The organism is Streptomyces sp. NBC_01276 (assembly GCF_041435355.1).
GTDB lineage: Bacteria > Actinomycetota > Actinomycetes > Streptomycetales > Streptomycetaceae > Streptomyces.
Genome location: NZ_CP108442.1, coordinates 2643453 through 2661891, shown reverse-complemented (window position 1 = coordinate 2661891; position 18439 = coordinate 2643453). Strand labels below are relative to the sequence as shown.

Annotated in this window: 19 protein-coding genes and 2 tRNA genes; 13 read left to right on the top strand and 8 right to left on the bottom strand. The window is 73.4% G+C overall.

The window, feature by feature from the left end; translation table 11 throughout:
* Nucleotides 1-41 precede the first annotated feature (41 nt).
* From OG295_RS11260 to OG295_RS11250, 3 genes are all read left to right on the top strand, one after another.
* Nucleotides 42-115, top strand: a tRNA-Met gene (locus OG295_RS11260).
* A 215-nt stretch (nucleotides 116-330) separates the two neighbouring features.
* Complete coding sequence (locus tag OG295_RS11255; protein ID WP_371676750.1) at nucleotides 331-2187, top strand: sel1 repeat family protein; 1857 nt, start codon at nucleotides 331-333, stop codon at nucleotides 2185-2187.
* 87 nt (nucleotides 2188-2274) lie between these two features.
* A tRNA-Met gene (locus tag OG295_RS11250) sits at nucleotides 2275-2348 on the top strand.
* Nucleotides 2349-2518: 170 nt separating this feature from the next.
* On the opposite strand, the gene OG295_RS11245 is transcribed toward OG295_RS11250, so the two are convergent.
* Nucleotides 2519-2935: a Fur family transcriptional regulator gene (locus OG295_RS11245; protein ID WP_371676749.1), complete on the bottom strand. Its 417-nt coding sequence runs from the start codon at nucleotides 2933-2935 to the stop codon at nucleotides 2519-2521.
* 127 nt (nucleotides 2936-3062) lie between these two features.
* Here OG295_RS11245 and OG295_RS11240 point away from each other — a divergent pair, with 127 nt between their 5' ends.
* Nucleotides 3063-4535, top strand: coding sequence for a catalase (locus OG295_RS11240; protein WP_371676748.1), 1473 nt, complete (start codon nucleotides 3063-3065; stop codon nucleotides 4533-4535).
* Between the two features lie 130 nt (nucleotides 4536-4665).
* On the opposite strand, the gene OG295_RS11235 is transcribed toward OG295_RS11240, so the two are convergent.
* Nucleotides 4666-5058: a cyclic nucleotide-binding/CBS domain-containing protein gene (locus OG295_RS11235; RefSeq protein WP_371676747.1), complete on the bottom strand. Its 393-nt coding sequence runs from the start codon at nucleotides 5056-5058 to the stop codon at nucleotides 4666-4668.
* A 165-nt stretch (nucleotides 5059-5223) separates the two neighbouring features.
* Complete coding sequence (gene hisN, locus OG295_RS11230) at nucleotides 5224-6027, bottom strand: histidinol-phosphatase (RefSeq protein ID WP_371676746.1); 804 nt, start codon at nucleotides 6025-6027, stop codon at nucleotides 5224-5226.
* Between the two features lie 138 nt (nucleotides 6028-6165).
* Here hisN and OG295_RS11225 point away from each other — a divergent pair, with 138 nt between their 5' ends.
* A complete protein-coding gene (locus OG295_RS11225) occupies nucleotides 6166-6804 on the top strand; it encodes a TetR/AcrR family transcriptional regulator (RefSeq protein WP_371676745.1) in 639 nt (212 codons plus the stop codon).
* Here the strand turns inward: OG295_RS11225 and OG295_RS11220 are convergent.
* From OG295_RS11220 to OG295_RS11205, 4 genes are all read right to left on the bottom strand, one after another.
* Nucleotides 6770-7093 (bottom strand): multidrug efflux SMR transporter, encoded by a 324-nt coding sequence (locus tag OG295_RS11220; protein WP_030225858.1) that lies wholly within the window; start codon nucleotides 7091-7093, stop codon nucleotides 6770-6772. The genes OG295_RS11225 and OG295_RS11220 overlap by 35 nt on opposite strands.
* A gap of 91 nt (nucleotides 7094-7184) precedes the next feature.
* Nucleotides 7185-8195, bottom strand: coding sequence for a ribosome small subunit-dependent GTPase A (rsgA, locus tag OG295_RS11215; protein ID WP_371676744.1), 1011 nt, complete (start codon nucleotides 8193-8195; stop codon nucleotides 7185-7187).
* Between the two features lie 8 nt (nucleotides 8196-8203).
* A complete protein-coding gene (gene aroA / locus OG295_RS11210) occupies nucleotides 8204-9553 on the bottom strand; it encodes a 3-phosphoshikimate 1-carboxyvinyltransferase (protein WP_371676743.1) in 1350 nt (449 codons plus the stop codon).
* Nucleotides 9554-9606: 53 nt separating this feature from the next.
* Nucleotides 9607-10320 carry a M50 family metallopeptidase gene (locus OG295_RS11205; RefSeq protein WP_371676742.1) on the bottom strand — a complete coding sequence of 238 codons (714 nt, stop codon included), beginning with the start codon at nucleotides 10318-10320 and terminating at the stop codon, nucleotides 9607-9609.
* Nucleotides 10321-10373: 53 nt separating this feature from the next.
* Between OG295_RS11205 and OG295_RS11200 the strand changes: the two genes are divergently transcribed.
* The 8 genes from OG295_RS11200 to def all read left to right on the top strand — a co-directional run bounded on the left by OG295_RS11200 (nucleotide 10374) and on the right by def (nucleotide 17925).
* The gene (locus OG295_RS11200) at nucleotides 10374-11189 is read left to right on the top strand and encodes an SOS response-associated peptidase (protein ID WP_371676741.1); all 816 of its coding nucleotides are present in this window, start codon (nucleotides 10374-10376) and stop codon (nucleotides 11187-11189) included.
* 24 nt (nucleotides 11190-11213) lie between these two features.
* Nucleotides 11214-11858 (top strand): alpha/beta family hydrolase, encoded by a 645-nt coding sequence (locus tag OG295_RS11195; protein WP_371676740.1) that lies wholly within the window; start codon nucleotides 11214-11216, stop codon nucleotides 11856-11858.
* Between the two features lie 335 nt (nucleotides 11859-12193).
* A complete protein-coding gene (locus OG295_RS11190) occupies nucleotides 12194-12838 on the top strand; it encodes a sigma-70 family RNA polymerase sigma factor (protein ID WP_007266438.1) in 645 nt (214 codons plus the stop codon).
* On the top strand, nucleotides 12835-13137 hold the full coding sequence (rsrA, locus tag OG295_RS11185) for a mycothiol system anti-sigma-R factor (protein ID WP_030225838.1): 303 nt from the start codon (nucleotides 12835-12837) through the stop codon (nucleotides 13135-13137). Before OG295_RS11190 ends, rsrA begins: the two co-directional genes overlap by 4 nt.
* Before the next feature lie 182 nt (nucleotides 13138-13319).
* Complete coding sequence (locus tag OG295_RS11180; protein ID WP_371676739.1) at nucleotides 13320-14858, top strand: HD-GYP domain-containing protein; 1539 nt, start codon at nucleotides 13320-13322, stop codon at nucleotides 14856-14858.
* Complete coding sequence (locus OG295_RS11175; RefSeq protein ID WP_371676738.1) at nucleotides 14855-16132, top strand: HD-GYP domain-containing protein; 1278 nt, start codon at nucleotides 14855-14857, stop codon at nucleotides 16130-16132. Before OG295_RS11180 ends, OG295_RS11175 begins: the two co-directional genes overlap by 4 nt.
* A 104-nt stretch (nucleotides 16133-16236) precedes the next feature.
* A complete protein-coding gene (locus tag OG295_RS11170) occupies nucleotides 16237-17232 on the top strand; it encodes a hypothetical protein (protein WP_030225829.1) in 996 nt (331 codons plus the stop codon).
* 57 nt (nucleotides 17233-17289) lie between these two features.
* Nucleotides 17290-17925: a peptide deformylase gene (def, locus tag OG295_RS11165; RefSeq protein ID WP_266842184.1), complete on the top strand. Its 636-nt coding sequence runs from the start codon at nucleotides 17290-17292 to the stop codon at nucleotides 17923-17925.
* 8 nt (nucleotides 17926-17933) lie between these two features.
* Here def and OG295_RS11160 read toward each other — a convergent pair whose 3' ends face one another.
* Nucleotides 17934-18401 carry a DUF3703 domain-containing protein gene (locus OG295_RS11160; RefSeq protein WP_371676737.1) on the bottom strand — a complete coding sequence of 156 codons (468 nt, stop codon included), beginning with the start codon at nucleotides 18399-18401 and terminating at the stop codon, nucleotides 17934-17936.
* Nucleotides 18402-18439: the final 38 nt, after the last annotated feature.

Below are 18439 nucleotides of genomic sequence, written 5' to 3'. Positions count from 1 at the left end.
TCAAGGCCCCACTCCGCGTCGTGATACTGTGGTTTCACCGACGCGGGGTGGAGCAGCTCGGTAGCTCGCTGGGCTCATAACCCAGAGGTCGCAGGTTCAAATCCTGTCCCCGCTACTGAAGACGAAGGCCCGGATCCAATGGGATCCGGGCCTTCGTCATGTCCGGGCGGGGGCCGGAAGAAGAAGCCGGGAGACACGGGGTCACTGGGGCGGGTGAGTTGGGGTGTGGGCGTGTTTGACTTGTCTCTCTGTGGGCATGTCGACAAAACGCTGTAGTGACCTCACTGGCTGCGACATACCAGGTGTACGCGGGTAGCAGGTGATGCGACGATGGGATTTATGGGGGACAGGTCAACTCTGCTGGAGACAGGGCGGTTTGTGAGGGCGGAGGCCGAGTCGGGTACGGAGTCCGGTGAGGCGGCTCAGTCTGTCAACGCGCAGACCGCACTGACCGATGCGGTGTTCGCGGAAGAAGCCTTCGGCGAGGCCGAAGGCGCCACCGAGGCCGAGCTGGAGGCCCGCCACCGGCTCGCCGCCGACAAGGGCGACTCGGGCGCCATGAGCGTGCTCGGGGCCCTGCTGCTGCGTCGCGGCGACCTGGCCGGTGCCGAACCGTACCTGCGCGGAGCCACCGCGGCGGGCGACCGCGCCGCCGCGAACAACCTCGGCGTCCTCCTGCACCAGCGCGGCTACCCCGACGACGCCGCCGGCTGGTGGCGGGTCGCGGCCGTCGCCGGATCGGCCCCGGCCGCGCACGCCCTGGGCCGCCACTACCGCGAGCGCGGGGACGAGCCCGCCGCCGAGTACTGGCTGCGCCAGGCGGCCGAATCCGGCCACGCCCTGGGCGCCTACGGCCTGGCCGACCTGCTGGAGCACCGCGGGGACAAGGGAGTCGAGCGCTGGTTCCGGGCCGCCGCCGAGCAGGGGCACCGCGAGGCGGCGTACCGCCTGGCACGGCACCTGCGCAAGGGCGACCCCGCCGAGGCCGAGCAGTGGTACCGCCAGGCCGCCGCGCGCGGGCACCGGCGCGCCGGGCTGCACCTGGGCGCCCTGCTGGAGGCGCGCGGCGAGCTCAAGGAGGCCGGACGCTGGTACCTCAGCTCGGCGAAGCAGGGTGAAGCCCGGGCGGCGTGCGCCCTCGGCTTCCTGCTGCGCGACGCGGGGGACGAGGAGAGCGCGGCATCGTGGTGGCTGCGGGCCGCCCAGGACGGCGACGGCAACGCGGCGAACGCCCTGGGCGCGCTGCACGCCGCCCGGGGCGAGACCCAGACGGCCGAGAAGTGGTACCGGGCCGCGATGGACGCGGGCGACCAGAACGGCGCGTACAACCTCGCCCTGCTCTGCGCCGCGCAGGAACGCACGGCGCAGGCCGAGCAGTGGTACCGCCGGGCCGCCTACGCGGGCCACCGCGAGGCCGCCAACGCGCTCGCCATCCTGCTCCTCCAGGGCGGTGACGCGGCCGGGGCCGAGCCGTGGTTCTCCAAGGCGGCGGAGGCCGGCAGCGTGGACGCCGCCTTCAACCTGGGCATCCTCTTCGCCAGCCGCGACGAGGACCGCACGGCGCTGAAGTGGTACGAGCGGGCCGCCGCGGCCGGCCACACCGACGCGGCGCTCCAGGTCGGGATCGCCCTGGTGCGCGACGGGGCCGAGCGGGCCGCCGAGCGGCACCTGCGCTGCGCGGCGGGCGGCGGCAGCGCCGAGGCGGCGTTCCGGCTGGCCTCCCTGCTGGAGTCGCTCGCCCCGCCGCCGGAGCCGGTGGCGCTGGGCGAGCCGGCCGGCGGGGCCGCGCGGACCGAGAGCGAGGAGTGGTACGAGCGCGCCGCCGAGCAGGGTCACCGGCGGGCCCAGGTCCGGGTCGGGATGCTGGCCGCAGCCCGGGGCGACCTGACGGTGGCCGCGCGGTGGTACCGGGAGGCGGCGGAGGCCGGCTCCCGCAACGGCGCGTTCAACCTCGGGCTGCTGCTGGCCCGCGAGGGCAACGAGCCCGAGGCGGCCCTGTGGTGGACCCGCGCCGCGGTGGCGGGGCACGGCAGGGCGGCGCTGCGGCTGGGCCTGCTCGCAGCCCGGCACGGAGACCTGTCCGAGGGGCAGAAGTGGTGCGTGCGGGCCATGGAGCTGGGCCCGGCGGAGGTCTCGGAGCGCGCGGCCCGGCTGCGCGACGCGCTGGCGGAGGAGCTGTCGGCCTGAGGTGGTCGGCCTGAGGTGGCCGGCCTGGGGTGCCGGTTAACTGATTTGCATCTGCCGGGTGGCCTCACGTACAGTCGTGTTTACCGACGCGGGGTGGAGCAGCTCGGTAGCTCGCTGGGCTCATAACCCAGAGGTCGCAGGTTCAAATCCTGTCCCCGCTACTGAAGGCCCGAGGCCCGGATCCCATGGATCCGGGCCTTGAGTCGTTTCTGATCGTGAACGGCCGCCCCGTGATGGCGGCCGGAAGGTCCGGAGGACAGCGAGAAGGCCGGGGGCCACGGCCCCCGGCCTTCTCGCTGTCCGCGCGTGAGCCGGCTGCGCGGCTGTGCGGCTATGCGCCCGCGCAGTTCGGGCAGACGCCGCGGTACGTCACCTCGACCGCCGAGACCATGAAGCCGAAGCGCTCGGCGGCGGGCAGGTCGGCCAGCGGGTCCCCCGCCGGGTGGACGTCGCGGATGGCCCCGCACTGGGCGCAGACCAGGTGCTGGTGGGGGCGGTGGGCGTTCGGGTCGTACCGCTTGGCCCGCCGGTCCGTGGAGACCTCCAGGACTTCGCCGAGGGTGACCAGCTCGCCCAAGGTGTTGTAGACCGTCGCTCGAGAGATCTCGGGCAGTTTGGTCACCGCTCGCGCGTGGACCTCGTCGGCCGTCAAGTGGACGTGGTCGCCGTCGAGCACTTCGGCCACGACGCGCCGCTGGGCCGTCATGCGCCAGCCGCGTCCGCGAAGTCGTTCCAGCAGGTCACTCATACAGCCAGCCTAACAGTGGGGATTCGGTGCAGATCCCGAACCGGTGTGGACTTGGATGCTTACTTGACTTAGACAAAGTCCATCGTAGGATCGGATATGGCAAACGCCAAGGACAGGACATGCAGGAATGACGCAGGAGGCGCACGTGACGCAGCAGGGACCGCTCACCACGGAGGCCGGGGCTCCGGTCGCCGACAACCAGAACAGCGAGACCGCTGGCGTCGGTGGGCCCGTTCTCGTCCAGGACCAGCTGCTGCTGGAGAAGCTCGCCCACTTCAACCGCGAGCGCATCCCGGAGCGCGTGGTGCACGCCCGCGGCGCCGGTGCCTACGGCACCTTCACCGTCACCCGTGACGTGACGCAGTGGACCCGGGCGAAGTTCCTCTCCGAGGTCGGCAAGGAGACGGAAACGTTTCTGCGCTTCTCCACCGTCGCGGACAGCCTCGGCGGCGCCGACGCCCGCCGCGACCCCCGCGGCTGGGCGCTGAAGTTCTACACCGAGGAGGGCAACTACGACCTCGTCGGCAACAACACCCCGGTCTTCTTCATCCGGGACGCGATCAAGTTCCCCGACTTCATCCACACCCAGAAGCGCGACCCGTACACGGGCTCGCAGGAGCCGGACAACGTCTGGGACTTCTGGGGCCTGTCGCCCGAGTCCACCCACCAGGTGACCTGGCTCTTCGGTGACCGCGGCATACCGGCGTCCTACCGCCACATGAACGGCTACGGCTCGCACACGTTCCAGTGGAACAACGAGGCCGGCGAGGTCTTCTGGGTCAAGTACCACTTCAAGACCGACCAGGGCGTCAAGAACCTCACCCAGGCCGAGGCCAACACCCTGGCCGGCGAGGACCCCGACTCGCACCAGCGCGACCTGCGCGAGTCCATCGAGCGCGGCGAGTTCCCGACCTGGACCGTGCAGGTCCAGATCATGCCGGCGGCCGACGCCGACGGGTACCGCTTCAACCCGTTCGACCTCACCAAGGTGTGGCCGCACGAGGACTACCCGCCGATCGAGATCGGCAAGCTGGAGCTCAACCGCAACCCGGAGAACGTCTTCGCCGAGGTCGAGCAGTCCATCTTCTCCCCGGCGCACTTCGTCCCCGGCATCGGTCCGTCCCCCGACAAGATGCTCCAGGGCCGTCTCTTCGCGTACGGCGACGCCCACCGCTACCGCGTCGGCATCAACGCCGACCACCTGCCGGTGAACCGTCCGCACGCCACCGAGGCGCGCACCAACTCCCGTGACGGCTCCCTGTACGACGGCCGCCACAAGGGCGCGAAGAACTACGAGCCGAACAGCTTCGGCGGCCCCTTCCAGACGGACCGCCCGCTGTGGCAGTCCGCCGCGGTGACGGGCGGCACGGGCAACCACGCGACCCCGTCGCACTCCGAGGACGACGACTTCGTCCAGGCGGGCGACCTCTACCGCCTGATGTCGGAGGACGAGAAGTCCCGTCTGATCGAGAACCTGTCCGGCTTCATCGCCAAGGTCTCCCGTGACGACATCGCCGAGCGGGCGATCGGCAACTTCCGCCAGGCGGACGGCGACTTCGGCAAGCGGCTGGAGGCCGCGGTCCAGGCCCTTCGCGGCTGACAGCCTCCTTCGCGGCCGAACCGCCGCCGCTCTCGGGGCGGCGGTTCGGCCGCCGCGCGGGCATCTCGATGGACGGCCGCGCGCCGAGAGCCGGAGGGCCGGCCCCCTCCAAGGGGGCCGGCCCTCCGGTCTACGCCGCGATGCTGCGCCGCGCCCGCACCCAGCAGCGGATGACGTCGCGGACGGAGACGATGCCCACCGGGCCGCCGTCCTCCAGGACGATCAGGTGCCGGAATCCGCCGAGCGCCATGGCCTCGGCGGCCTCTTGCACGGTGGCCTCCGGGGTGCAGAAGACGACGTTGTTCGTGGTGTGCGCGCCCACCGACTCCCGGTCGGGATCGTGACCCGCGCCGATCGAGTTGAGGATGTCGCGCTCGGTGAGGATGCCGATGCCGCTGTGGTCGGGGTCGAGGACCACGGCCGCGCCGACGCGCCGGCCGGACATCAGGCAGGCCGCCTGTCGAAGGGTGTGCGCGGGTCCGAGGGTGAGGATCACGGTGCTCATGGCGTCACGGACGAGCATGAAGGGAGCCACCTCCTGGGTGATTCCCCCGCTTGGGTGGGTGCACCCGTGGGCGCCCCTTTCGAGAATCGCTTCACAAGTGCACAAGCGGGGGAGTCTCAGATTCCCACGAGTACGGAGAGTCATCAAGAGGGCGCGCTGAGCGCACTCGCCCGCGCAGCGGGGTCAGGCCCGGGGGCGCAGGTGCGCGAGCATCTCGTCGTGCAGCAGGCCGTTGGACGCCGCGGCGTTCCCGCCGTGGACGCCCTCGACGCCGTCGAGGTCGGTGAACCGGCCGCCCGCCTCCTGGACCACGACCGCGATCGCCGCCATGTCCCACAGGTTCAGCTCGGGCTCGGCGCACAGATCGAGCGAACCCTCCGCGACCATCATGTACGGCCAGAAGTCCCCGTAACCCCGCGTGCGCCAGCAGGCGCGCGTCAGGTCCAGGAACCCGGGGAGCCGGCCCTGCTCCTCCCAGCCGCTCAGCGAGGAGTACGCGAAGGAGGCGTCGCCCAGGCCCGCGACCTTCGAGACCCCCAGGGGCGTCGGCTCGCCCAGGGCCCCGCCGGAGAAGGCCCCGGAGCCCTGCGCGGCCCACCAGCGGCGGCCCAGCGCCGGGGCCGAGACCACGCCGACGACCGGGCGGAACACCCCGTCGCCGCCCTCCGCCATGAGGGAGATCAGCGTCGCCCAGACGGGGACCCCGCGGACGTAGTTCTTCGTACCGTCGATCGGGTCCACGACCCAGCGGCGCGGGCCTTCGCCCCGGAGCCCGTACTCCTCGCCCAGGATCGCGTCGGCGGGCCGGGCCGCGAGGATCCCCGCCCGGACGACCTCCTCGGCGGCCTTGTCGGCCTCGCTGACCGGGGTCATGTCCGGCTTCGTCTCGACCTGGAGGTCGAGGGCGCGGAACCGCCGCATCGTGACGGCGTCCGCCGCGTCGGCGAGTTCGAGGGCAAGGCGCAGATCATCGGCATACGTGGACATGCCCGAACAGTATCGACACCGGGGCGGCCCGGCGAACGAGGTCCACAGTGCGGCCGGGAGGCGCCCTTGACAGGATCTGTCGACCCGTCAACTCTGACGGGGGAGCCCAGCGGGAAACCGACAGCGGGGGAGGCGACGATGCCGGCGGGCCGGGAGTCCTTGCTGCGAGCGGCCGGAGCGGCGCTGTCCGCGCGCCCCTGGCCGGCCGTGCGGATGGTGGAGGTCGCCGCCGCCGCCGGGGTCTCGCGGCAGACCCTCTACAACGAGTTCGGCGGCAAGGACGGCCTGGGGCGCGCCCTGGTGCGCCGGGCGGCCGAGGAGTACCTCGACGGGGTCGACCGGGCGCTGGCCCCCGGACCCTCCTCCGTACCGGACACGGGCACGGACGCCGCCGGCCGGCTCGCCGCCGTCGCGGAGTGGACCGTGCGCGCCGCCCGCACCCGGCCCCTCGTACGGGCCCTGCTCACCGGCGGCTGGGAGCCGGCGCTGCCCGCGCCGCCCCCGCCCGGCACCCGGCAGGCCCTCGCGCCGGGCGAACTGGCCCGGACGGTACGGGACCGGGCCGCGGCCGCGCTGAGCCCGGGAGAACCGGCCTGGCGCTGCGAGCTCGCCGTCCGGCTCGCGCTGTCCTACGTGATAGCCCCCGGGGAGGACGCCATCGGTGACCGGGCCGCCGCCGAGCTGCTGGGGCTGCTCGGACTGCCGGCCGGGTCGCCTCCGGCGGCGGCCCCCCGTTCGCCGCTCAGTGCGCCGAACCGGACAGCTGGAGCCCGATGACGCCCAGGATCACCAGCGAGATCGAGACGAGTTTGAGGGTGGAGACCAGGTCGCCGAGGAAGACCATGCCGTAGATCGCGGTCCCGGCGGCCCCGATGCCCGTCCAGACCGCGTAGGCGGGGCCCACGTCCAGCTTCTTCAGCGCCAGCGTCAGCAGGCCGAAGCTGCCCAGGGCGAAGCAGGCGAAGGCGATCGTGGGCCACAGCCGGGTGAAACCGTGGGACAGCTTCAGGCAGACGGCGAAGCCGGTCTCGAGGATCCCCGCGACCACCACCAACAGCCACGCCATGTCGATTGCCTCCCCGCCTCGCGTGACGTCGCGTCACTTGGTGCGATGATGCATTTACCAGACAGGACGCCCTGCAAACCCCGCCGCCCGGTCAGTCGCCCTCGCGACGCTCCCGCGTCTGCAGCAGCCGGCGCAGCGAGTACAGCCGCGCCGGGTCCGCGTGGCCGTCCTCCACCCACTGGTCGAGCGCGCAGTCCTGCTCGTCGTGGCTGCACGCGCGCGGGCACCCCTCCGTCCCCGGCACCAGCTCCGGGAAGGCCAGGATCACCCGGGACGGGTCCACGTGGTGCAGGCCGAAGGAGCGCACGCCCGGGGTGTCGATGACCCAGCCGTCCCCGGCGGGCAGCGGCAGGGCGAGCGCCGAGGTGGTGGTGTGGCGGCCGCGGCCGGTCACCGCGTTGACGTGGCCGGTGGCCCGCTGGCGGCCCTCGGCGACCAGCGAGTTCACCAGGGTGGTCTTGCCGACGCCGGAATGGCCGACGAAGGCGGTGATCCGGCCGTTCAGGCGCTCGCGCACCCGGTCGGCGGCGCCGCCCGTGGCCAGCTCCTCGCGGTTGGTCACCACGTAGTTCAGGCCGAAGGTGGAGTAGATCTCCAGGATTTTGTCGGCGGAGGTCAGGTCGGACTTGGTGAGCACCAGCAGGGGCTCCAGCCCGGCGTCGTACGCGGCCACCAGACAGCGGTCGATCATGCGCGGCCGGGGCTCGGGGTCGGCCAGCGCCGTGACGATGGCCAGCTGGTCGGCGTTGGCGACGACCACCCGCTCGTACGGGTCGTCGTCGTCGGCGGTGCGCCGCAGGACGGACTTGCGCTCCTCGATGCGCACGATCCGCGCGAGGGTGTCCTTCTTGCCGGACAGGTCACCGACGATCCAGACCCGGTCGCCGACCACCGCCGCCTTGCGGCCCAGTTCGCGGGCCTTCATCGCGGTGATCGTGCGGTCCCCGACCAGGCAGGTCAGCCGGCCGCGGTCCACGGTCAGCACGAAGCCCTCGGAGGCGTCCTCGTGCTTGGGCCGGATGTTCGTCCGCGCCCGGTTGCCCTTGGGGTTCGGGCGCTGGCGGATGTCGTCCTCGTCGGTGTGCTTGCCGTACCTGCGCATGACGGGCCCTACGCTCCCGCTCCCGTGCCCGCGAGCATGTCTGTCCACATCTTCGGGAAGTCCGGCAGGGTCTTCGCGGTCGTCGCCACGTTCTCGATCTCCACGCCCTTGACGGCCAGGCCGATCACCGCGCCGGCCGTGGCCATCCGGTGGTCGTCGTAGGTGTGGAAGACGCCGCCGCGCAGCGGGCGCGGGCGGATGTGCAGGCCGTCGGCGGTCTCGGTGACGTCGCCGCCGAGCCCGTTGATCTCCGCGGTGAGCGCGGCCAGCCGGTCCGTCTCGTGCAGGCGCAGGTGCTGGACGCCGCGCAGCACCGACTCCGAGTCGGCCAGCGCCGCGACCGCCGCGATGCCCGGGGTCAGCTCGCCGACCTCGCTCAGGTCCACGTCGATGCCGTGGATCTTGCCGGTGCCGGTGAAGACCAGGCCCGCGTCGGTCAGCTCGCAGGAGCCGCCCATCTCGGTGAAGATCCGGCGCAGCGCGTCACCGGGCTGGGTGGTGCGGCGCGGCCAGTCCGGAACGGTCACCGTGCCGCCGGTGATCAGGGCCGCGGCCATGAACGGCTGGGCGTTGGAGAGGTCCGGCTCCACGACCATGTCGCGGCCGAGCAGCGCGCCCGGGGCGACCCGCCACACGTTCTTCTCGCCGCCGGCCTCGGGGGTGTCGACCTGGGCGCCCGCCGCGCGCAGCATCTCCACCGTCATCCGGATGTGCGGCATCGACGGCAGGGTCGCGCCGGTGTGGCGGACCTCGACGCCCTGGTTGAAGCGGGGGGCGGAGAGCAGCAGCGCCGAGACGAACTGCGAGGAGTTGGAGGCGTCGATCTCGACCGTGCCGCCCTCCAGGGCCCCGCCGCCCTGGACGGTCATCGGCAGCGCGCCGCGGCCGTCGTCGTCGATCCGGGCGCCGAGGACGCGCAGGGCGTTGATGACCTCGCCGAGGGGGCGCTCGTAGGACCGCGGGTCGCCGTCGAAGCGGATGTCGCCGGCGGCCAGGGTCGCGACGGGCGGCAGGAAGCGCATGACCGTGCCCGCGTTGCCGACGTCCAGGGTGGCCGGGCCGTGCAGGGCCGCCGGGATGATCCGCCAGGCCTCGCCGCCCACGCCGTCGCCGGAGCTGGAGCTGGAGGAGACGGTCTCCTCGATGCCGACGCCCAGCGCACGCAGCGCGTCCGACATCAGCTGGGAGTCGCGCGAACGCAGCGGGCGGCGCACCCAGCCCGGCTCGGAGGCGAGGGCGGCCAGGACGAGCGCGCGGTTGGTGACCGATTTGGACCCCGGCACGGTGACGGTGGCGTGGACGGCCCCGTCCGCGAGGGGGGCGGGCCAGAGGGCGTGGAGCGCGGGGGTCTCGGTCATGGCCACCACTTTAGTGGCTTCCCCCGGGCCCAGATCTTGATCGCGGGCCCGTCTCAGAGGCCGAGAAGCCAGCGACCGCCGCCGATCAGCGAGCACAGGGCGACGGCGTGGAAGAGCAGCAGCCAGGCGAGCGCGGGCACATGGGTGAGCCGCCCCAGCTGGTCGGCGTCCGAATCGGGGGCTCCGCCGTGCCGGCGCGTGGCCTGGAGCTCGAACACCGGCCGCACCCCGCCGAGCAGCAGGAACCACACCACCGCGTAGGCGAACACCGCCTGCACCTCGGGCGGCGCCAGCCAGGACACCAGCACGAACGCGGCGCCGGTCAGTACCACCGTCAGCAGTCCGTACGCGTTGCGGATCATCACCAGCATCGCGAGGAGCAGCGCGGTCGCCACCCACAGCAGCAGCGTGATCCGGTGCGCCGACAGCAGGGCGGCCCCGCCCAGGCCCAGCAGCGGGGGCGCCGTGTAACCGGCGGCGGCCGTCAGGATCATCCCGAGCCCGGTGGGCTTGCCGCTGCTGACGGTGACCCCGCTGGTGTCCGAGTGCAGCCGGATCCCGTCGAGCCGCCGTCCGGTCAGCCGGGCCAGCAGCCCGTGCCCGCCCTCGTGGGCGATGGTGATCGCGTTGCGCGAGAGCAGCCACACCGGCCGCGGCCCCACCGCCGCCAGGGCGGCCAGGCCCGTCAGGACCACCAGCCACCGGTCGGGCTGGGGCTGTATGCCGGTCAGCCGGTCCCAGAGACCGGCCGTCGTGGTGCTGTCCATGGAGTGGCGGACTCCTTGCGGTGGAGGGCGGGTGCCATGGCAGTGTGTCAGCCATGTGCGGAAGGTTTGCGGCGAGTCGGACGCCCCGGGAGCTGGCGGCGGTGTTCGGTGTCGAGCGGTGGGAGCCGCAGGAGACCCTGGCCCCCGACTGGAACGTGGCGCCGACGAAGGAGGTCCACGTCGTCCTCGACCGTCCCCTCAAAGACGCGCGGGACCCGCGTCCGGTTCGCCAGCTGCGGGTGCTGAAGTGGGGCCTGGTCCCCTCCTGGGCCAAGAACCCCGAGGGCGCCGCCCGGATGATCAACGCACGGTCCGAGACCCTCCACGAGAAGCCGTCCTTCCGCCGCCCCTTCGCCCAGCGGCGCTGCATCGTCCCCGCCGACGGCTACTACGAGTGGGTCACCGCCCACGACGAGCGGCAGCTGGAGGTCGAGGGGAAGAAGAAGCGGTCCCGCAAGCAGCCGTACTTCGTCCTGCCCACCGACGGCTCCGTCTTCGCCATGGCCGGGATCTACGAGTTCTGGCGCGACGGGACCCTGCCGCCCGAGCACCCGCAGGCCTGGTGGGCCACCTGCTCGGTGATCACCGCCGAGGCCGAGACCGGGCCGCTGGGCTCGGCCCCCGCCGAGGGCCCGCGCTCGCTGTCCGACATCCACCCCCGGATGCCGCTCATGCTGACCCCGGACCGCTGGGACGCCTGGCTGGACCCCGCCCGCACCGACGAGGACGAGCTGCGCGGCCTCCTCGCCCCGCCGCCCGGCGGGCTGATGCGCGCCTACCCGGTGTCCACCGCCGTCAGCAACGTCCGCAACAACGGGCCGGAGCTGCTCGGCGAGCTGGCCGCGCCGGAGGAGGGCACCCTCTTCTGACCCCGTGACCGGCATGATCGGGGGATGACCACCGAGAGCGTCGACACCCCGGCGGGCGAGGCCCGCGTCACCTGGCACCCCGCCCGCGCCGCGCGGCTCGTCCTGGCCCTCGGCCACGGTGCCGGCGGTGGCATCGAGGCCCGGGACCTCGCGGCCCTGGCCGCCGCCCTGCCCGCGCGCGGGGTCACCGTCGCCCTGGTCGAGCAGCCCTGGCGGGTCGCGGGCAAGAAGGTCGCCGCCGCCCCCGGGACGCTCGACGCGGGCTGGCGCGCCGTGTGGCCCGTGCTGCGCCGGCCGGGCCTGCCCGTGGTGGCCGGCGGGCGCAGCGCCGGGGCCAGGGTGGCCTGCCGGACCGCCGGGGAGCTGGACGCCGCCGGGGTGCTCGCGCTGGCGTTCCCGCTGCACCCGCCGGGCCGGCCCGAGAAGTCCCGGGAGGCGGAGCTGCTGGGCGCCGGCCGGCCGGTGCTGGTGGTGCAGGGCGGCAGGGACCCCTTCGGGCGGCCCGAGGAGTTCCCGGCGCCGGCCGGAGCGGACCCGTACGAGCTGGTGGAGGTGGCCCACGCCGACCACGGCTTCGCCGTGCCGAAGAAGGCGGGCCCGACCCGGGAGGAAACCCTCGCCGTGATCACCGGTGCGGTGGGCCCGTGGCTCGACCGGCTCATCGGGTGAGGGCGGTCGCGCGCCCGACCTGACGGATTCCGCAGTGATCCCGGTCACCCCGCCCCGGCCGGACCGGAATACGGCCGAAAGCCCTTGGCGGGCCCGGGAATGCCCTGCACGGCCCGCCTGTTGTGTGGAGTGTCGGAACGTAGGGGAATTCGTCGGAGGAGAGGGAGCGCATGACCCAGGTCATCAGCCAGAACCGTCCGCAGGCCGCTGACCTGGACTGGACGGTGCTGCCTGCCCCCAAGCGCGCCTCGCTTCGGGCGGCGGAAGGCCGGGATGGTCGACTATTCTCCGATTCGAGCGGATCCGCTTTCGGAGCCGCCACGCTGTCGGAGGAGGTGGGTCCTGTCGCTGGGACCGACGAAGGCCAGGCGCAGGAGACAACGGCGGAGCGCAACGCGCGTTTCGAGCGGGACGCCCTCGGCTACCTCGACCAGATGTACTCCGCCGCGCTGCGCATGACGCGCAACCCGGCCGACGCCGAGGACCTGGTCCAGGAGACGTACGCGAAGGCGTACGCGTCCTTCCACCAGTTCCGCGAGGGCACCAATCTCAAGGCGTGGCTGTACCGCATTCTGACCAACACGTTCATCAACTCCTACCGCAAGAAGCAGCGCGAGCCGCAGCGCAGCGCGGCGGAGGAGATCGAGGACTGGCAGCTGGCGCGCGCCGAGTCGCACATGTCGACCGGTCTGCGTTCCGCGGAATCGCAGGCGCTCGACCACCTGCCCGATTCCGATGTGAAGGAAGCCCTGCAGGCCATTCCGGAAGAGTTCCGCATCGCGGTCTATCTTGCCGACGTAGAGGGCTTTGCGTACAAGGAGATCGCGGACATCATGGGTACACCCATCGGTACGGTCATGTCGCGACTGCACCGTGGCCGCCGTCAACTCCGCGGAATGCTGGAGGACTATGCCCGTGAGCGCGGGCTGGTCCCCGCGGGCGCGGGAGAGTCGAACGACCTGAAAGGCTCGGGCTCATGAGCTGCGGAGAGCCGCACGAGACGGAGTGCGCCGAGGTTCTGGACCATCTCTATGAGTTCCTGGACCACGAGATGCCCGACAGTGACTGCACGAAGTTCGAGACCCACTTCGGCGAGTGCAATCCCTGTCTCGAGAAGTACGGCCTGGAGCAGGCCGTCAAGAAGCTGGTGAAGCGCTGCTGCGGTTCGGACGACGTGCCGAGCGATCTGCGTTCCAAGGTCATGGGACGGATCGAGCTGATCCGATCGGGCCAGGCCGTGCCCGACCACGACGTGACCGCCGGTCCCGCCACCGGCTGAGCCGGCTGAACAACCGCCCCCGGAAGTCCACTTCGTTCACTCGAAGGTGCTAATCCGGGGGCGCCCGTACGGCGCAATGCGAAAATGTGCCCTGCTTTCCCGGAGGGCCCGCCTATTCTCCCCTCTCGGTGCCGGTTCCCTTCGGCACCCGGTGCGCACGGCACAGGGGGGAGGCGAGCGCCATGCGGGCACTTCCGCCGACGGCGCGCGCGTACGTGCTGGCCGCCGTGCTCGCGGCCGCCGCGTGTGCCGCCCCCGCCCTGACGGACCCCGCGACGCCCTGGACGGCCGTCGTCCTGCTCGCCGCGCTCTCCCTGGGCTGCGAACTGGTCCGGGTGCTCGCCCCTGCGGGCCGCCGGGCGCCCGACGGCCCCGGCCCCTTCCTCCCCGTCGTGATGGCCGCCGTCTTCCTGCTGCCGCCCGCGGCCGCCGCCCTCGTGGCCGTGCCGGGCGCGCTCGCCCAGACCGTCGTCCGGCGGTCCGCCGGGGTCCGCCGGGTGTGGCACGGGGCCCAGCAGGCGATAGCCGCCCACCTGGCCGGGCGGGTCTACGGGCTCCTCGGCGGCCGGGAGCCGACGGCCGGAGCCGGGGGATCCGCCGGCGGCACGGGCCTGCCGGTCGGGACCGGTCACGGCGCGGACCCCTCCCTCTGGGTGGCCGGCTTCCCCTCCGTGATGCTCCCCGCCGCGGCCGCCGCCGTCGCCTTCTGCCTGGTGCTCACCGCCCTCGACGGCGGGATCCTGGCCGCCGCCGAACGCCGGCCGGCCGCCGACGCCTGGCACGGTCTCCTGACCAGGTCCCTCGCCCCGCACTGCGTGCACGGCCTCGCCGGACTGATGATGGCCGTGATGTGGCGCAGCCCCTACGGGATCCCGGCCGCCCTGCTCGTCCTCCTGCCCATGTCCGTCTCCTGCTGGGTCTTCGCCCAGTACCACCGCGAGCGCGCCGCCCACCGGGCCACGATCCGCGCCCTGGTGCGGGCCGTCGACATCAAGGACCGCTACACGCGCGGCCACAGCGAACGCGTCGGCCAGGCCTCCGCGATGATCGCCCGCGAGCTGGGCATGGCCGACGACCGCCTGGAGGTCGTCCGCATCGCCGGGATCCTCCACGACGTCGGCAAGCTCGGCGTACCGACCCGCCTGCTGCGCAAGGACGGGCCGCTGACCCCCGAGGAACGCCGGGTCATCGAGCTGCACCCCGAGTACGGGCACGAGATGGTCCGGGGCATCGGTTTCCTGGGGGAGGCCCGGTCCGCGATCCTGCACCACCACGAGCGGGTCGACGGCTCCGGTTACCCCTACGGGCTGAGCGGGGAGCAGATCCCGGTGCTGGCCCGGGTGGTGGCGGTGGCCGACTCCTTCGACGCGATGACCTCGACCCGCTCCTACAGCCGGGCCCGGCCGGTGGCGGTCGCCCTGACGGAACTGGAGCGCTGCGCCGGGGCCCAGTTCGACCCGGCCATGGTGCGGGCGCTGGTCACCGCCATCGGGCGGGACGGCTGGCACCCCGTGGTCACCTCCGACGACGACCTCCAGGTGATCGGTGCCGGTGCCGCCGCCGCGGGTACGGCCGCGGGTACGGCCGCCGCCGCGGGTACGGCAGCCACCGCGGTGCCGGCGCTGCCCGCGGTGCCCGCCCAGCCGCCGGGCCCCGCGGCCGACCGTCCGCGCGGCGAGGGCGAGCCGGCGCCCGGGCGGCCCGCACCGGGTGCCCGGTGAGGGCCCGGTCCGCGTGGGGCGTGCGGGCGGCCGCCGCCCTGCTCACCCTGGCGGGACTCGGCCACACCCTGTGGACCGGAGTCGCCGACCCGGGCGTCGCCCTCGCCTTCGGCATCCTGATCACCGTCGGGGAACTGGCCCGGCGCGACCACCGCGACCCCGCCGGGCACGTCCCCGGTGAGGACCGCCGGCCCGCGCCGCTGGGCTTCGCCGCAGCCCTCGCGTACGCCCTGCTCGGCCAGAACGCCGGGCACCCCACCCAGCACGGGGTCCTGCAGACCGTCGCCGTCGTCGTCGCGGCGGCCCTGGCCGGGGTGGTGCCGCACGTCGCCCGGGGGCGCGGGCCCGCCCTGGACCACGTGGCCCGCCGGGTCCTGACCGTGGGCTTCGCCGCGGCCTGCTTCCAGCCCCTCCACCACTCCGGGCGGCTGGGGCAGTGGCTCGGGCAGGGCCCGTACACGGTCCTGTTCCTGCTGCTCCTGCTCGGCCTGACCGCCCTGTGCGACGCCGTCCTCGCCGCCGCGTCGGCCCGGTCCCGCACCGGATGGCCCTACGGGCCGCTGCTGCGCGACGAGCTGCGCGCCCGGCTCGGCATCGGCGCCGCGATCTGCGCCACCGGGGTCGTCATGGCCCTCGGCGTGGCCGTGGCGGGCCTGTGGGCCCTGCCCGTCTTCAGCGTGCCGCTGCTGCTGACCCAGATGTCCTTCCACCGGATCACCGCGATCCGCACCACCTACCGCCAGACCATCACCTCCCTGGCGCGGGCCACCGAGATCGCCGGCTACACCCCACCGGGGCACTCCCGCCGGGTCGCGGCCCTCAGCTGCGCCGTCGGCCGCGAGCTGGGGCTCTCCGAGCGGGAGCTCACGGTGCTGGAGTACGCCGCCCTGATGCACGACATCGGGCAGCTCTCGCTGGTCGACCCTGTCCCCTCCGGCGCCACCGCCGGCCTGCCCGCCGACGAGGCCCGCCGGATCGCCGGGCTGGGCGGCGAGGTGGCCCGCCAGACCGGGGTGCCGCCCGAGGTCGCGGTGATCGTGGAGCGGCAGGCGGACCCGTACCGGGACCAGCCCGTCGCCGCCCGGATCGTGCGCGCGGTGAACGCGTACGACGACCTGGTGGGCGGGAACCGTCACCCGGGCGGCCCACTGGCAGCCCTGGAGCAGCTCCGGCTGGGCACCGGGCACGATTACCAGCCCGAGGTCGTGGAGTCCCTGGCGAGGGTTCTGGCCAGGGGCGGGCGGGGCGGAGTCGTCCCCGTCGCACCGGGGTAACCCATGGGTAATGAGCGGCCGTCCGAGCGGGCATGGTTGGATGCAGTAGGAGTGTCCGTGAGGGTGTCCGCAAGGCTGCACCGTTGGACCGGCAGGCGGGAATCGTGAGGATCTTCGGGAAGGTACGCCATCGGCCCTCCGCCTCGTGGCGGCAGGCCACCGACCGCGCGTTCACGCTGATCGGCGACGGTCGGTACGAGGACGCGGGCGCGCTGCTGACCAGGGCGGCGGATCTGGAGCCCTGGCTGTCCGAGTCCTGGTTCAACCTGGCCCTGCTCCACAAGTTCCGGCACGACTGGGAGCAGGCGCGGGCCGCCGGGCTGCGCGCCGTGGCCCTGCTGGACCGCGAGACCGGCGCCCCGGACTGGTGGAACGTGGGGATCGCCGCGACCGCCCTCCAGGACTGGCCGCTGGCCCGCCGGGCCTGGCAGGCCTACGGGCTGAGGGTGCCCGGCGACCCGCACAGCACCGCCGGGACGGGCGAGCCGGTCGGCATGGAACTCGGCAGCGCGGCGGTACGGCTGTCGCCCGAGGGCGAGGCCGAGGTCGTGTGGGGCCGCAGGCTCGATCCGGCCCGGATGGAGGTCCTGTCCATTCCGCTTCCCTCCTCGGGACGGCGCTGGGGCGAGGTCGTCCTGCACGACGGCGTCCCGCACGGCGAGCGGATCACCGCGGCCGGCCCCTCGTACCCGGTCTTCGACGAGATCGAGCTGTGGGCCCCCTCCCCGGTGCCGACCTGGGTGGTGCTCCTGGAGGCGGCCACCGAGGCCGACCGCGACGCCCTGGAGCAGCTGGCCTCCGACGCCGGCTTCGCCGCCGAGGACTGGTCCTCGTCCGTCCGGCTGCTGTGCCGGACCTGCTCGGAGAGCGCGATGCCCAGCGGCGAGGGCGAGGGGGACCACCTGGACCCCCACGACCACAGCGAACCGGGACATCCGGGCCCGCTCGGCCACCGCACGGCCGGTTCCGGCTCCCTGTGGGTGCCCGAGCGCGAATGCGGCATCGCGGCGCCGGCCGGCCTGGTGCGCGGACTGCTCGACGGATGGGTCGCGGACAGCCCCGACAGCCGGGAATGGCGGGATCTCGAAGAAGTCTGCTGAACCCGGGCCGTAGGCTGTACCGGCACATCGGTGACTTACGGAAGGCGTACGGCGGACATGGCGCAGCAGGAGAACCAGGTGATTCCGGTCGACGACGAGGGCTACGTCGTGGACACCGAGGACTGTGAGGCGCGCGAGGTCGCCCACCGCGAGCGCGGCACCTCCCTTCCCATCACGGTGGTCGGCAACCCGGTGCTCCACCGGGAGTGCAAGGACGTCACCGAGTTCGGCGAGGAGCTGGCGCAGCTGATCGACGACATGTTCGCCAGCCAGAAGACCGCCGAGGGCGTGGGCCTGGCCGCGAACCAGGTCGGCGTGGACGCCAAGGTCTTCGTCTACGACTGCCCGGACGACGACGGCAAGCGGCACACCGGTTACGTGGTCAACCCGAAGCTGGTGGAACTGCCGGCCGCCGGCCGCGTGCTGGACGACTCCAACGAGGGCTGCCTCTCGGTCCCGACCGCGTACGCGCCCCTGGCCCGCCCGGACTACGCCGAGGTGACCGGCCAGGACGCCCAGGGCAACCCGATCAAGATCCGCGGCACCGGCTACTTCGCGCGCTGCCTCCAGCACGAGACGGACCACCTGTACGGGTACCTGTACATCGACCGCCTCTCCAAGCGCGAGCGCAAGGACGCCCTGCGGCAGATGGAAGAGGGCACCCCGCGCTACCCGGTCGTCGCCAACGACTGATCCGCCGGTCAGCCGATCCGTCTCACGCCGCCCGCCACCCCCTGATCGCCCGCCGCGAGGCGTTCGGGGTGGCACGGGGCGGCAGCCGGGGTATCAGCCGGGCCCGGCAGCCGGGCGGCCGGCGGAGCACCGTCCAGCAGGGCCCGGATGTCGGCCGGGACCGGCATCGGCGTGAACAGGCCCGCCCGCGTGCGCCCCGTGTTGCCGTGCGGCACGCGACCGGTCGTGGACCCGACGCCCGCGACCAGCAGCCGCACCACCTGCCCCGCGGCCTCGCCCCTGTCCCGGCAGCGCACGGCGAGCCGGAACATGTGCCAGTGCGCCCGGGTGTGCGGCCAGGGCCAGGACTGCGAGATGATGTGCGCCCGCTCCAGGGCGGTCCACATGGCGGCGGTGTCGGGGGAGGCGGTGCGCGCGCGGGCCAGCTCGGCCTCGAAGGCATCGCGTACGGCGGGTGACATGGGCTTGGATCTCATGGCCCCCACCCTGCCCCCGGACCGCGCGGACGGCTTGA

Bases quoted from the DNA above. Each gene is read 5' to 3' on its own strand.
- OG295_RS11180 (WP_371676739.1), top strand. From the start codon at position 13,320: ATGCGGGCACTTCCGCCGACGGCGCGCGCGTACGTGCTGGCCGCCGTG.
- aroA (WP_371676743.1), bottom strand. From the start codon at position 9,553: ATGACCGAGACCCCCGCGCTCCACGCCCTCTGGCCCGCCCCCCTCGCG.
- OG295_RS11245 (WP_371676749.1), bottom strand. From the start codon at position 2,935: ATGAGTGACCTGCTGGAACGACTTCGCGGACGCGGCTGGCGCATGACG.
- def (WP_266842184.1), top strand. From the start codon at position 17,290: ATGGCGCAGCAGGAGAACCAGGTGATTCCGGTCGACGACGAGGGCTAC.
- OG295_RS11195 (WP_371676740.1), top strand. From the start codon at position 11,214: ATGACCACCGAGAGCGTCGACACCCCGGCGGGCGAGGCCCGCGTCACC.
- OG295_RS11160 (WP_371676737.1), bottom strand. From the start codon at position 18,401: ATGAGATCCAAGCCCATGTCACCCGCCGTACGCGATGCCTTCGAGGCC.
- OG295_RS11240 (WP_371676748.1), top strand. From the start codon at position 3,063: ATGACGCAGGAGGCGCACGTGACGCAGCAGGGACCGCTCACCACGGAG.
- OG295_RS11235 (WP_371676747.1), bottom strand. From the start codon at position 5,058: ATGCTCGTCCGTGACGCCATGAGCACCGTGATCCTCACCCTCGGACCC.
- OG295_RS11255 (WP_371676750.1), top strand. From the start codon at position 331: ATGGGATTTATGGGGGACAGGTCAACTCTGCTGGAGACAGGGCGGTTT.
- hisN (WP_371676746.1), bottom strand. From the start codon at position 6,027: ATGTCCACGTATGCCGATGATCTGCGCCTTGCCCTCGAACTCGCCGAC.
- OG295_RS11200 (WP_371676741.1), top strand. From the start codon at position 10,374: ATGTGCGGAAGGTTTGCGGCGAGTCGGACGCCCCGGGAGCTGGCGGCG.
- OG295_RS11205 (WP_371676742.1), bottom strand. From the start codon at position 10,320: ATGGACAGCACCACGACGGCCGGTCTCTGGGACCGGCTGACCGGCATA.
- rsgA (WP_371676744.1), bottom strand. From the start codon at position 8,195: ATGCGCAGGTACGGCAAGCACACCGACGAGGACGACATCCGCCAGCGC.
- OG295_RS11220 (WP_030225858.1), bottom strand. From the start codon at position 7,093: ATGGCGTGGCTGTTGGTGGTGGTCGCGGGGATCCTCGAGACCGGCTTC.
- rsrA (WP_030225838.1), top strand. From the start codon at position 12,835: ATGAGCTGCGGAGAGCCGCACGAGACGGAGTGCGCCGAGGTTCTGGAC.
- OG295_RS11225 (WP_371676745.1), top strand. From the start codon at position 6,166: ATGCCGGCGGGCCGGGAGTCCTTGCTGCGAGCGGCCGGAGCGGCGCTG.